The organism is Uniformispora flossi, assembly GCF_049534875.1.
GTDB lineage: Bacteria > Actinomycetota > Actinomycetes > Streptomycetales > Streptomycetaceae > Yinghuangia > Yinghuangia aomiensis.
In genome coordinates, this window is sequence record NZ_JBMULZ010000001.1 from 593,203 (window position 1) to 605,939 (window position 12,737).

Here is a 12,737-nt window from a genome sequence, read left to right on the forward strand (position 1 = left end):
ACAGGGGCCGAACGGGCGCTGTCATCTCCCTGTTAGGTGCCGCGACATACCCTGGCGTGGCACGTGACCCGGTACATAGCGGTGACCGGGTGCGTACGGGTGGCCGGGCACGTGATCGGGCCCGTGTCCGGGAACGTGTCCCGGTGCCGCGGCGAGAAGGGAACGAGCGGATGAGCCGAGGTCCGCTGAACTGGCATCCGCCCCGGTGGCTTGCGCGCCTGGCCGTCGGCCTCGGGCTGCGCCGCGGCACTGCCCGCGCCCGCTTCACCGCCTGGTATGTCGCGCTGTTCCTGCTGTCCGGAACGGCGCTGCTCGCAATCACGGCCGTGGTGGCCTCCGGCGGGTCGCGCGCCACCCGGACCGCACCCGACAACGGCGCCGAACAGCCCCCCACGGCGGCTCAGGCTCAGGAGCGCATCCACGAACTCGAACGGCAACTGACCGACGCCCACGACACCCAGTCGCGGCAGATCCTGATCGGGTCCGCCATCGCGTTCGGCGTCATGGCGGTTGTCTCGGTCGGTCTCGGCTGGTTCGTCGCCGGCCGGGTATTGCGCCCGCTGCGCACGATGACGGCGGCAACCCGCCGGATTACCGCCGACAACCTGCACGAACGCCTGGCGGTCCAAGGTCCGGGCGACGAGGTCAAGGACCTCGCCGACACCATCGACGACCTCCTCGGCCGCCTGCAGAGTTCGTTCGACGCCCAGCGGCGCTTCGTCGCCAACGCCTCCCACGAACTGCGCACCCCGCTCACCACCATGCGTGCCTCGCTGGACGTCGCCCTCGCCAAGCCGGGCCCGATCCCCGCGGCCACGTCCACGTTGGCCGCCCGGCTCCGCACCGAACTCGACCAGGTGGACCGGCTGCTGGAGAGCTTCCTGGTCTTGGCGCGCACCCGGCACGGCGAGTTCGACGACACGAGCCGGCTCGCCCTCGGCCGGATCGCCCGAACCGCCTTGGCCGCAAGGGCGCCGGATATCGCGGCCCGGGGCCTGACGGTGCGTGAGCAGCCGAGCGACGGCACCGGGTGGGTGGAGGGAAGCCATACGCTGCTGCGCCGCGTGGTGGACAACGTCATCGACAACGCGATCGTCCACAACGAGTCCGGAGGCTGGATCGGCGTCACGGTGCGGGCCGATCCGGACGGACGCGGAGCCAAAGACGGCCCCCGCGACCGGCGCGGAGACGGCGGCGCCACCGTGTCCCTCGTCGTCGAATCCAGCGGGCCCGTTCTGGACCGGCAGCGAGTGGCCGACCTCGCGCAGCCGTTCCGTCGTCTCGTGGCCGACCGGACCGTCACCGGACGAGGCAGCGGTCTGGGGCTCTCCATCGTCGCGGCCATCGCCGAGGCCCACCGCGGCACCCTGGACCTGCACGCCCGTCCCGACGGCGGCTTGTGCGTCACCGTCACGCTCCCAGGCGCGGCGAATGCCCCCGGCGCGGAGACCGGACCCGACGGGGAAACGGACGTGGCCCTTTGAGAGTCCTGGTGGTCGAAGACGCCCGATCCCTCGCCGAGGTCATCACCGAGGGGCTGCGCGACCAGGGCATGGCCGTCGACGTGGTCCACGACGGGCTCGACGCGGCAGCCAAACTGGACGTCAACGCGTACGACGTCGTCGTCCTCGACCGCGATCTGCCCGGCATTCACGGCGACGTCCTCTGCCAGATGATCACCGAACGAGACAGCCGCGCGATGGTCCTCATGCTGACCGCCGCAGGCACGCCCGGCGACCGTGTCACCGGCCTGACTCTGGGCGCCGACGACTACCTCGTCAAACCCTTCCACTTCCCCGAACTCGTCCTGCGCATCCGCGCACTGGCCCGCCGCCGCCCCGCCGCCCGGTCCCGCACGCTGCGCTCCGCCGGCATCGAACTGGATCCGATCCATCGCACCGCCGGCCGCAACGGCCGCCGACTCGACCTGTCCGTCAAGGAATTCGCCGTACTCGAAGCCCTGTTGAGCGCGAGCCCCGCTTTCCTCAGCGCGGAGGAGCTCCTCGAACAGGTCTGGGACGAGCACGCCGACCCGTTCACCAACACCGTCGCCGTGACCATCAGCCGCCTACGCCGCAAACTCGGTGCCCCTCCGGTCATCGCCACCACACCCGGCGTGGGCTACCGGATCGCCGACCCGGCCGAGCCGCCCGACTGAACCGTCGGCAGACGGGCTCGTGCCGGTCGTGTTCGCGGACAGGTACTCCATCTCCGGGCAGGTCACCCGCGACCACGACGACACCGTCGACACCGTCGCCGCGGTCACCAGGCGTCTTCGTCCGGCCTGTTCTTCTCGGCGCCCCGCGGCAAGTCGGCCGGATCGCTGCCTACGGGGTTTGCGCCGAATCCTGGCTGCGCCCTGCGCTCCAGCGCGTCCCGGTTGCCCACGCCTGTTCGAGGGGAGCGAAGATGGCTCCGCTTGCGGGGATGATGCCGTCGGTGCCGAGGTCGCGGTCGAGCCGGCCGGCCGTCAGGATCCGCACGAGCCCCGGTTCCGCGCCGGCGATGATCAGCTTGCCGCCCTGCCGGTCCAGATCGCGGACGTAGCGTTGCAGGAGTTTGACCATGGTGGAGGACGGAATGTCCGGCACTCCGCGCACGACCAGGACGAGGACCGCGTCCCGCGCTCCGGCGACGTCGGGCAGCGCCGCGTCGAGCTGGGGAAGCTCGGCGAAGAAGCTGACCCCTTCGTAGTACAGGACGGTGACCTCGCCCGGCGGCAGCCGGTCCGGGACTTCCGCCGTCCGCCAGTGGCCGGTGTCGTCGCGGACGAGGCCGACGAGGCGCGCTCGGCGGGCGGCCTGGGCGCAGTACAGGAGAAGTGAGAGAACCGCCCCGAGGATGATTGCGCGCTGGAGCGGGAGCTGGGTGGTGGCGAGGAAGGTCGCCGCCATGGCGCCGGTCGACATCCACGAGGTCCGCAGGACGAGGCGGATGTCGTGGCGTTTTCCCCAGATCAGTTCGCCGCCGACGACCAGGATGAGTCCGCCGATGACGGGCATCGGGATGTGCTCGGCCAACGGTGCGCAGACCAGGAGGACGACGGCGAGCAGGACGCCGGAGAAGATGCCCGCCCAGCGGGTGCGGGCGCCCGCGCTGACGGCGACGCCGGTGCGGGAGAGGGATCCGCCGGACGGCAGGGACTGGACGAGGCCGCCGGTGACGTTGGCGAGGCCCTGGGCGGCGAAGTCGCCGTTGACCGACGAGCGTGAACCGTCGGGGTTCGGGACGGAGGGCCCGATGCCGGCGGCCTGGGCGAGCCCGACCAGGGCGACGGCGACCGCGCCGCCGAGCAGCTTGGGGACGGCGGAGAGGTCGGGGGCGGAGAATCCGGGCAGGGATGAGGGGATGCGGGCGATGTCGGCGACGAGTTCGACGTCCGTACCCAGCAAGGCGACTGCCGCACTCCCCGCCACCATGGCGATCAGCAGGGCCACCGGCTCCAGCCGGCGGACGCGGCGGCTCACGGCCCAGACGGCGACCGTCGCACAGGCGACGACGGTGGGGGCGAGCTGCCAGTCGGCGATGTGTGCGGCCCAGTTGCCGAGTTGGTAGAGCTTGTTGTGGCCTTCCGGCTGGTAGCCGGTGGCGTCCTCGAGTACGCCGGTGATGATCTGCAGGGCGATGCCGGTGGAGAAGCCGGTCATGACGGCGTTGGACACGAAGCTCATCACCGCGCCGAGCCGCAGGGCGGCCATGAGCAGCATGACCACGCCGACCATGAGGGTCAGCGTGGCTACGTTCCCGGCGTCCTTCGGGTCGAGCCCCGCGTCGGACAAGGCGCTCTGCGACGTCAGGGCGATGGCGCTGGTCAGGGTGGTGACCATGAGGACGGAGCGGGCGGCCAGGGAGCCGACGATCGCGGGAACGATCCCCGCGTACAGGCCGGCGACCGGATTGAATCCGGCGATCGACGCGTACGCCATGCCCTCCGGGATCGAGAACAGGCCGGTGACCAGCCCGGAACTCGCGTCGGACGCGGTCGGCCGCCCCAGCCGCGGCAGGGACCGGCGCAGCCGTGAGGTGCGTTTACCGCTCATGTGGTCGGGGCTCCGTCGGCAGCACCGGTCGCGGCGCCCGGCTTCGCGTCGATCACCTCCGCTATGCCCCCGCCCGGGGTACGTTGCGGCGAGGCGGCCACGTGAGGAGCCGCCCGGTCGACGGCACCGTCCCTCACCCGAAGCCCTGCGAGCGCGCGCTCGGCATGCCGGTCGCCGACGAAAGCGCTTCCGCCCGGTGTGCACGGTCGGTGGCGAGGTGTACCTCGACGACGTCGCGGGTTCCCCAGCCGGTGCGGGCGCAGGTTGCCATGCCGTACCAGCGGACGGCCCGCAGGACCGTGAAGCCCCAGAGGACGGCCAACGGGGCGAGGGCGAAAGTACCCAGCCGGCCGCGCAGCGATTCGCCGTGGACTCGGATCGCCAGATAGCGCAGTCCGCGGAGGTACCCCAGGAGGATCGGGACGGTGACCAGAGTCCACACGGGAACGCCGATGGTGAAGGGCTGGACGAGGAAGAGCCACAGGAAGACGCAGGTGCCCACGAGGGTAAGGAACCAACTGGCGACCTGGTTCCAGAACGCGTAGCCGGTGAGCGGGAGGTACTTGACGCGCCACCAGGCACGGATCGTCGAACCCCGCATCCACCGCAGCTGCTGACGCAGGTGGTGTCCGACGGTCTCGGGCATGGCCGTCAAAGCGAGTGCGCTGGGCTGCTGCACGGTCCGGCCTCGGAGTTTGGCGAACAAGGTGAGCAGCGAGTCGTCGGAGAATGCGACCGGGCGGCCCAGGAACGTCTCGTTGAGGTAGGCGTGCCGGTGGTCGCGGATGAGCGCGGCGCGATACGCCGCGCATACACCGGAGTTGACCGCGACCGAACCGAGCACCGACTGCGTGGAACGGTCGGTGAGCTGCCAGGTGACCGCGTACAGGTCGAACATGCGGGTCAGCCAATTGGCGTGGGTGTTCGCCGATAGCACGACGGCGGCCGAGGACTGCACGCGCGGGTCGGCGAACGGCTGGAGCAGTTCGTGGAGGCAGTTGCGGTCGAGGTCGGCGTCGGAGTCGATGGTGACGAAGTACGCGGTGTCCGGGGACTGGTCGGCGGCTGTGATCTGGGCGTGCCGCTTGCCGCGATTGGCGGTGCGCTGCCACGTGGCGCGTACGCCGGCGCGTTTCGCCGCCGCCAGGAACCAAGCGCGTTCGGCCTCGTAGTCGACGTTGCTGCCGTCGTCGCAGATGTTGACCGCATCGGGACGGCGGGTTTGGTCCAGCAGCGACTGCAGCGAGCGGCGCACCCAGCCCGGATCTTCGTTGTAGACAGGGACGAGTACGGTGACCTGCGCGTCGTCGAGATTGCCTTGCAGTTCGGGGGGCGCCCGGTGCGGGGTTTCGGCGTAGGCCAGGAGCGTCGTCCACAGCAGCCACGCGAAGGTGGCGGTGTAGAGGACGACGAACGGCGGGTCGTCGCCGGCGCGGAAGTGGGCGAACACCTCCGCCTTGCGGAACAGCAGGTAGGCGAAGACGACCGCCGAGGTCGCCGCGACACACAATACGCGGCGGCGTAAGCGCGTGGCCGGGGTGATGCGGGCCATGAGTCTGGGAGCCGAGGTCGGAGAACCGAGGCCGGTTCAGGCGCTCGGAAGTCGGCCGCGTCGCCAGGACACGCGCAGCAGAACCACACCCAGAAGGACGAGTGCCGCAGCAACCGCGAGCAGCCACCACTCGTTCACGACCAAGCGAAAACGGTGACCGTACCCAGACCGGTGCGCGCCAACTGCTGGTTCTCGGACACGTCTGTTCCCATCCGTCTTCGGGCTCGGCCGTCACGGCCGTCGCGGGGTTGTTGGGGCAGTGGGGCTCACGCTCCCCCCGTTCGCGTGCGGCCAAACACGTCGGCGCCGCCGACAAGGCGTGTTCGTGGTCGCGGAGCACAGCGGCCCGATATGCGGCGCAGGCGCCGGTGTTGACGACGACGGAGCCGATGACCGATTGCGCGGAGCGGTCGTTGAGTTGCCACGTAGTCTGTAGACGTCGAAAAGCCTGGTGAGCCAGCGCGCGCGGGTGTTGGCGCACAGCACCACGGCCGCCACGGACTCGACTTCGGGGCGGGCGAACGGCTGAAGAATTTCGTGGATGCACGCTCGGTCGAGGTCGGCATCGGAGTCGATGGTGAGGAAGAAGTCGGCATGCGGGGCGTCCGCGGCGGCCGTCACTTGGGCGTGGCGCTTCCCGCGGTTCACGGTTCGTTTCCAGGTGGCGGCGACACCCGCATCGGCAGCGGCTTTCAGGAACCACTTGCGGACGTCGTCATACGCGACGTTGCTGCCGTCGTCCACGACGTTGACCGAGTCCGGCAGCCGGGTCCGGGCGAGGAGTGAGGCGAGTGAGCGGCGCAGCCACGCGGAGTCCTCGTTGTAGACCGGGACCAGCACCGCGACGTAGGCAGCATCGAGGGCGCGTTGGCCTGAGGCGTCGGCGTGGTAGGCCGTTCGGCGTACGCGAGCAACGTCGTCCACAGCAGCCACACGAACGTTGCCGTGTACAGGCCGATGAACGGCGGAGCGTCACCGTGGTGGGCGTGGGCGAATGCTTCCACACGCCGGACGAGCAGGAACGCGAGGCCGATGAGTGTGATCGCAGCCGTGCACAGCATCCGGCGGGGTTAACCGCTTGGCCGGGATGACGTCAGCCATGTTGCCTTTCGAGATCGGCGCATCCGGCGCCAGGGGGCATCGATTGCCCGCCGCCGCTTGCGGAGGCGCGGAAGCCTTGCGCGGTGCCGGACCGTTTCAGACTCCGGGTGGGAGGTCTCGTCGCCACGTGAGCCGAACCAGCGCCACACCCGTGATCATGAGGACAGCGGCAGCCGCCAACAGCCACCATTCGCTCACCGCAAACCCGAACAAGGTGATCGTGCCGAGGCCCGTGCGAGCGAGCTGAGAATCGGACATCCGCTACCCCTGACTCTTCGAGGAGCACACTGCGCGCCGGGCTGGAGGGCGTACACGGCGTGCTCGAAGATTCAGCGATTCCCTCCGCACAGACCGATGCAAACCATCATGTAGCGATCGCGCATCCCTGCTGGTAGGCCGTGTCCCCCGCTGTGCGTCTCGCGTCGGACATCCACGACCGGGTCATGGCCGTCACCCCGCAGTTGCGCTTGGCGCCGGCCAAGCCCACAACCTCTCGCCACTCCAGAGCACGGCTCCCGGCGGCACCCCGTATCCCCGGATGCCCGCCGCTGCGGCGGACCAACGGCGCAGTGAAGGACACATCCACCCCTCCCTACCCCTGCAACCCGTTGGCCCCTCCCGTCAGCGCCGGCACCACCCAGCGACGACCGCCGCGCGGACAGCTGACGACGTTGCGGGTGCCCGTCACCCCCGGCCGGGCCCCGGCCCAGCCGCGGAACCTGTGCGCCGTACAAGTGAATTCGTCTGCGGGAGAGAGCAGGGAATCCGCTCGGAGCGGTAGCCGGGGATGCGTCCCCACCCGTGGTTGTTCAGGTCCCCCGGAGCACAGTGTGAAGCGCACGCGATTCGCCGCGTTTGCAGCAGTCGGCATTCTCATTGCGGTTCCCCCGTTCGCCTGGGCCGACGGCCGCCCCTCACGCGCGGAGCTCACGATCACCCAGGTCCAAGGGCCCGCCGTGACCCTGCAAGCACGCCAAGTGCAGGACCTGCCCCGGCTGTTCTGTCCGCAAGGATGGACCTCGACCGGCGGCGGCATCCGGCTCGACCCGGACAACGGGGCGTTCCTGCAGAGCTCCAACCCCGGAGGCACCGGGTGGGATCTGACGGTCGACAACCTGAGCGACGGACCACGCACCGTGACGCCCGTGGTCGTCTGCACGACGGATACGACCATCACCCACCAGGTCGGCAACCAAGTCAGCGGCTCCACGCTCGACTCCCAGGCAAACTGCCCGGCCGGCCAGAACGTGGCCGGAGGTGGGGCCACGGCCGGACGCAGGAACTACCTCAGCATGTCGTCCGGGACCCAGAACGAATACTGGTTGGCGCGCGCCAAGAACGTGAACACCCCCTTCGCCGGCGTGGTCGCGTTCGCCCGCTGCTCGGGGCTCCCGCACTCACATCAGGCCGGTCTCCCGGTCCCCCTGCAGGCGGGCGAGGTCGGTTCGGCCCACGCCGAGTGCCCCGCCGGCCAAGTCCCGAGCGCGGGCGGAGGCCTCGGCGACCCCAGCCTCCTGCACAACGCCTCGTTCCCCACCGCGACCGGCTGGACCCTCCGCGCCACCAACGTCGACAACGTCCAGCATTCGCTGTTCGCCGCCGTGGTCTGCGCCGCACCCTAGAACCCCGGCGGGCGGTTCCGGCAACCCAGGGGCCTGGGCCCGTACGCGGGGCCGTTACAGCCGCGCGTCGCGGAACGCCGCTTCGCCCCGGCCAACGGCCGTGGCGTGCTGCGGCAGTGCGCGTCTACCAGCCCACATTCCCGCACCGTCGAGCCATGACCGGCCCGGCGGGCGCGCGTGAGCCAGTGGCGAGCGGGAGCTCGTTACTCCATATCCGTCATTGGAGCTTCGCGTGCCAGATGCGATCCTGCAGGCGATTCAGGAACGCTTGTTCCAGCAATTCCCAGCGGGTGGTCCCGCGTCACCGCCGTCGACCTCGACCGTCTGCGCTCCTATGCCCTGCGCCCCTGACCAGCAACAGTCCCCGCCCGGACGGCGTCACGGACGCGGTGGCGGGCCGGATCGCGGTCAGCTTTGCGCTCCGGCCCGCCACGAGGCCGGCTATACGGTCGGAATGGACAGGTCGGCGAGTCGCGCGTCGGCGATGACAGGCCGTCCGTCGGCGCCGTCAGGCAAGCGCATCGTCAGGTCGAATGCGGCGCCCTCTGCGCTGGGGGCCGCGTCGGTGGAGGCGACGGTGACGTACAGGCCGCGGCCCTGGGGGTCGGAGGAGATCAGGCGTGCGCCGTCTCCGCGGACGGAGAGGCTGTCGGCGTCCGTCTCGCGCGGCAGCCAGAACGACAGTCGCCATCCCTCGGTCCCCGCGTCCATGGCGGCGTTGACGCTGTCCGATGTGGTGCTGGTCGACGGCACGCGAACGGTCAGGCGCGTGGTCACCGCGCCGTCGCCCGCGTGGGCTCCCGGGCTTGCGACCAGAAGCGGCCCGTCCGAGGACTCCGCCGGCGCGGTGCTGCCGGTGACCGGGACGGCGCTCCAGCGGGCGGCCCGTTCGCCGGGCCCTGCGGGAGCAACGGTGCCGTCCGCACGGACGGTCAAGGGCGCGCTGTGTCCGTCGGCGGTGAGTTGCCAGGTGCCGTCGTCGGCGCGCTCTGCCGACCACACGGTGTCCCTCGTCGTGTCGCGAGCGTGTGTGCCGCGGGAGGAGTCGGCAGCCGGGTGCTCTGCCGGTGACGGCTTGGCACCCGCGTGCCCGTCCGTGCCGACGGTCAGCAGCGCGCCGTTGTAGGCGCTGGCCACGGTCCATTTCCCGGGGCCGACCGGCTCAAGTGTCCAGCGTTGTGTGGGGTTTCCGTCGGGGACGCTGGTGACCGCGCGAGCGGAGCCGGTGAGGGTGTACGCGTCCAGGTCCAGGACGGTGCCGCTGTCCACGTCCACCAGCTGGTAGTTCGCCGCAGGGGTGGTCTTCAAATCCGGGCCGGTGATCACCGAGTTCCTCGGACGGAGGCCCACCACGGCCGTCCATGCCCGGGCCAGATCCAGGGTCATCACCGGGCCCAGGAGGATCTGGGAGACCTCCCAGCCGGGGAGCGCACACAGGTCGCCGCCGGCACCGGCAGGTTCGCCGGCCGCGTAGAAGGGCACGCCGTTCTCGTCGAGGAACTCCAGCCCGAATGTGTACTCGGCGGTGTTGAAGACCCTCACCTTGGTCAGCCGACGCGAGCGGTCCCAGATCTCCGGTCGCGGGGAGTGGAATTCGTTCGTTTCCCCTTGCGCCGGGCCCTTCCGGGGAGGGTCGTAGTAGAGCTGCAGGGCGGTGAGAGGGACCCTCCTGCCTCCCCACCGCAGGCCCTCGATCCGCTCCGTGAACTCCGGGGTGGTCGGTACGTGTCGGGCGCGGTCACCGAAGATTTCGGGTTCTGCGGACATCGTGCTGTAGGGGCCGAGGAAAATCTCCACGGCGGGTCGGTCGATCCGTGTGACCGGGTTGGCCGGGTCGGCCAGCAGCGGCCACATCAGGCAGTATTCGAACCCGCGCAGCCAGGACTCCCGTTGGTAGTCGAACTGCTTTTTCGGGGACCATGCCTTGCCCTTTTCGCAGCCTTCGCGGAAGGCGTCGCGCAAGGTCCCTTCCAGCTCAGAGCGCCCTTCGACTGCCGGCCGCCCGCCAGGTGACGGGTCGGGCAGCACCCCCGGTCCGCGGATCGCCTTGGCAAGCCCGGCCCGTGCGTCGGCGATTTCGGTGGCGCCGATGTCCAGTGTCCGCTCGTGGCTCACAGTGTCGCGCAGCAGCAGCAGCCACAGGTTGACCGCCTGCGCGTAGAACGGGATGAGCGCGTAGCGGTACTTGGGGTCGGACGTCTTGACCATGACCGCCTTGGCCTGCTCGATGGCCTGGCGGAGCCGGGCACGGCCGTACTCCTTGTTCTGGGGCGTGTCCAGGCTGCGGTTCACGGCCATCACGTACTCGCGGCAGGCCTGGTTGAGGAGTTTGACGTCGTTGGTCATCAGGTTCGTGTAGAAGTCGTCGAGTTTTTGGTCGATGAGCGCTTCGACCTGTTTCTCGACTGCCTTCCAGGCGTCGTTCGGGTCGTTGGTGAGTGCATCCAGCAGCATCCCCACCGCACTGCCGATCAGCTTCCCGACACCGGGAATCAGTCCGGCGGCAGCCGCGATCGCCGCCTTGCCACCCTCGTAAATGATCTTCTGTCCCGTGTCCATCGCGTAGACGTCGTCGCGCATCCTGAGCCCTCTCCAGTCGCCGGCATCGCCACCGAGGCCAGGCGTCGCAGCACCAGCCGGAGCATCGCGCCCACGACGCAACCCGCCGCCCCACCGGGAGCGACCCAGGGTCCGAACGATCAGGCATGCGGCCCGCGGCCACCGTGATCTCCCGAAGGCCCGACCTCGAAGTTCGAGACTCACACCGCGCGAGAACACAGGAGTACGCCGAACGGCGGAAGGCAACCCGGATGGCGTGCCCGAATTCGCGCGAACAGCGCAACCCGCTCCCGCTTCCGAACGCATCGCCCCCTGCGCGGACGGGAAGATCGCGACCGCGCGGCTGGTCCTGACGGCGGGGACCTACCCGTCGGCACTCTGCCTCAGGAGTGGCGCGCACGCACGGTATTCGTGGCCAGGATGGTTAGCCGTGTGAGGTCTCGGCTACGTCGACCGTTTCGGAGCCTTCGCGACGCATGCGCTCCATCCCCCAGGCGCCGAGCGGACCGAGCGCTTGATTAAGCGTGCGCCCGTGCTCGGTCAGGGAGTACTCCACCCGCGGCGGCACCTCGGCATAAACCTTTCGGTGCACGAGACCGTCCTCCTCCATCTCACGCAGGTGCTGCGTCAGCATCTTCTCGCTCACTCCCGGCAGACCGCGACGGAGCTCGGCGAAGCGGCGTACGCGGTGGGCGTCGAGTTCCCAGAGAATCAGTCCCTTCCACTTGCCGCTCACCACGTCGAGCGCGGCGTCGATGCCGCAGATGTAAGGCCCGCTTCTCGGCGCCTTGGCCATCATTGATCCCCTTACGAACTTACGAACTTACGAAGTACGAAGTTACGAACTTACGAAAAGGTAAGTACCGCAGAAAATAGTAGGTACTTCCGGGACTGGTGGCTCTCTCCGAGCATGGAGGGGTGAACGAACAACAGAACCGCACCACCAGGCAGAACAGCGCTGTGACCGTGCTCGGGCTTGGCCCGATGGGCCAGGCGATGACCCGTACCCTCCTCACCGCCGGCCACCCGGTCACCGTCTGGAACCGCACAGCCAGTCGGGCGGACAGCGCCGTCGCCGACGGAGCAACGCTCGCGGCGACACCCGGCGAAGCGGTCGAAGCAAGCGACCTCGTGATCCTCAGTCTCACCGACTACCTGGCGATGTACGACATCCTCGACAGCGCCACCACATCGCTCGCCGGCCGGACGCTGGTCAACCTCAGCTCTGACACTCCCGACCGCTCACGCGAGGCAGCAGCCTGGGCAGCGGGCCACGACGCGAACTTCCTCACGGGAGGTGTCATGGTCCCCGCGCCGATGGTCGGCGCGGAGGCAGCCTTTGTTTACTACAGCGGCCGTGCCAAAGTGCTGGAGAGCCACCTGGCGGTGTTGACACTGCTGGGAACACCCAAGTACCTGGGCGAAGACCCGGGCCTCGCCCAGTTGATGTATCAAGCCCAACTCGCGGTATTCCTCACCACCTTGTCCGGGCTGATGCACGCCACCGCGATGCTGGGGACAGCAGGAATGAAGGCCAAGGAAGCACTGCCGGAGTTGCTCTCCTCGGCCGACTCCATTGGCGACATCCTGAGGGCTGGTGGAGAGAACCCCGGCATCGCGGTTGATGCCGGAGAACATCCCGGCGACCTCAGCACCGTCACCATGATGGGCGCGACGTCCGACCACATCGTCGAGACCAGCACGTCACTGGGCCTCGACCTCGCGCTCCCCCTGGCCGTACAGGCCCACTACCGGCGCGCGATCGAGAACGGCCACGGCGCCGACAACTGGACCCGCATCATCGACAGCATCCGAGGGCCACGCTGACCACATACGGAACCGTCAACTGCCGACCACGCGCCG

The 12,737-nt window shown here is 69.5% G+C and carries 9 protein-coding genes; 4 read left to right on the top strand and 5 right to left on the bottom strand.

What is annotated here, in order from left to right; translation table 11 throughout:
* The first annotated feature begins 170 nt into the window (after positions 1 to 170).
* On the top strand, positions 171 to 1,484 hold the full coding sequence (locus tag ACPA54_RS02630; RefSeq protein ID WP_423526332.1) for a sensor histidine kinase: 1,314 nt from the start codon (positions 171 to 173) through the stop codon (positions 1,482 to 1,484).
* Positions 1,481 to 2,158 carry a response regulator transcription factor gene (locus ACPA54_RS02635; protein WP_423526333.1) on the top strand — a complete coding sequence of 226 codons (678 nt, stop codon included), beginning with the start codon at positions 1,481 to 1,483 and terminating at the stop codon, positions 2,156 to 2,158. The genes ACPA54_RS02630 and ACPA54_RS02635 overlap by 4 nt, the downstream gene beginning before the upstream one ends.
* A 169-nt stretch (positions 2,159 to 2,327) precedes the next feature.
* On the opposite strand, the gene ACPA54_RS02640 is transcribed toward ACPA54_RS02635, so the two are convergent.
* The 3 genes from ACPA54_RS02640 to ACPA54_RS02650 all read right to left on the bottom strand — a co-directional run bounded on the left by ACPA54_RS02640 (position 2,328) and on the right by ACPA54_RS02650 (position 6,516).
* A complete protein-coding gene (locus ACPA54_RS02640) occupies positions 2,328 to 4,040 on the bottom strand; it encodes a SulP family inorganic anion transporter (RefSeq protein ID WP_423526335.1) in 1,713 nt (570 codons plus the stop codon).
* Between the two features lie 133 nt (positions 4,041 to 4,173).
* The gene (locus tag ACPA54_RS02645; protein ID WP_423526337.1) at positions 4,174 to 5,592 is read right to left on the bottom strand and encodes a glycosyltransferase; all 1,419 of its coding nucleotides are present in this window, start codon (positions 5,590 to 5,592) and stop codon (positions 4,174 to 4,176) included.
* A 231-nt stretch (positions 5,593 to 5,823) separates the two neighbouring features.
* The gene (locus ACPA54_RS02650; RefSeq protein WP_423526339.1) at positions 5,824 to 6,516 is read right to left on the bottom strand and encodes a glycosyltransferase; all 693 of its coding nucleotides are present in this window, start codon (positions 6,514 to 6,516) and stop codon (positions 5,824 to 5,826) included.
* 1,133 nt (positions 6,517 to 7,649) lie between these two features.
* Here ACPA54_RS02650 and ACPA54_RS02655 point away from each other — a divergent pair.
* Positions 7,650 to 8,315 carry a hypothetical protein gene (locus tag ACPA54_RS02655; RefSeq protein ID WP_423526340.1) on the top strand — a complete coding sequence of 222 codons (666 nt, stop codon included), beginning with the start codon at positions 7,650 to 7,652 and terminating at the stop codon, positions 8,313 to 8,315.
* Between the two features lie 441 nt (positions 8,316 to 8,756).
* Here the strand turns inward: ACPA54_RS02655 and ACPA54_RS02660 are convergent, their stop codons facing one another.
* Together ACPA54_RS02660 and ACPA54_RS02665 are read right to left on the bottom strand one after the other, a co-directional pair.
* Entirely contained in the window at positions 8,757 to 10,895 is a 2,139-nt protein-coding gene (locus ACPA54_RS02660; RefSeq protein WP_423526342.1) for an insecticidal delta-endotoxin Cry8Ea1 family protein, read from the bottom strand.
* A gap of 403 nt (positions 10,896 to 11,298) precedes the next feature.
* A complete protein-coding gene (locus ACPA54_RS02665) occupies positions 11,299 to 11,670 on the bottom strand; it encodes a winged helix-turn-helix transcriptional regulator (RefSeq protein WP_423526877.1) in 372 nt (123 codons plus the stop codon).
* 122 nt (positions 11,671 to 11,792) lie between these two features.
* Between ACPA54_RS02665 and ACPA54_RS02670 the strand changes: the two genes are divergently transcribed.
* Positions 11,793 to 12,701: an NAD(P)-dependent oxidoreductase gene (locus ACPA54_RS02670; protein WP_423526344.1), complete on the top strand. Its 909-nt coding sequence runs from the start codon at positions 11,793 to 11,795 to the stop codon at positions 12,699 to 12,701.
* Positions 12,702 to 12,737: the final 36 nt, after the last annotated feature.

Coding starts and splice junctions, on each gene's coding strand:
- ACPA54_RS02630 (WP_423526332.1), top strand. CDS start 171: ATGAGCCGAGGTCCGCTGAACTGGCATCCGCCCCGGTGGCTTGCGCGC.
- ACPA54_RS02640 (WP_423526335.1), bottom strand. CDS start 4,040: ATGAGCGGTAAACGCACCTCACGGCTGCGCCGGTCCCTGCCGCGGCTG.
- ACPA54_RS02645 (WP_423526337.1), bottom strand. CDS start 5,592: ATGGCCCGCATCACCCCGGCCACGCGCTTACGCCGCCGCGTATTGTGT.
- ACPA54_RS02660 (WP_423526342.1), bottom strand. CDS start 10,895: ATGCGCGACGACGTCTACGCGATGGACACGGGACAGAAGATCATTTAC.
- ACPA54_RS02665 (WP_423526877.1), bottom strand. CDS start 11,670: ATGGCCAAGGCGCCGAGAAGCGGGCCTTACATCTGCGGCATCGACGCC.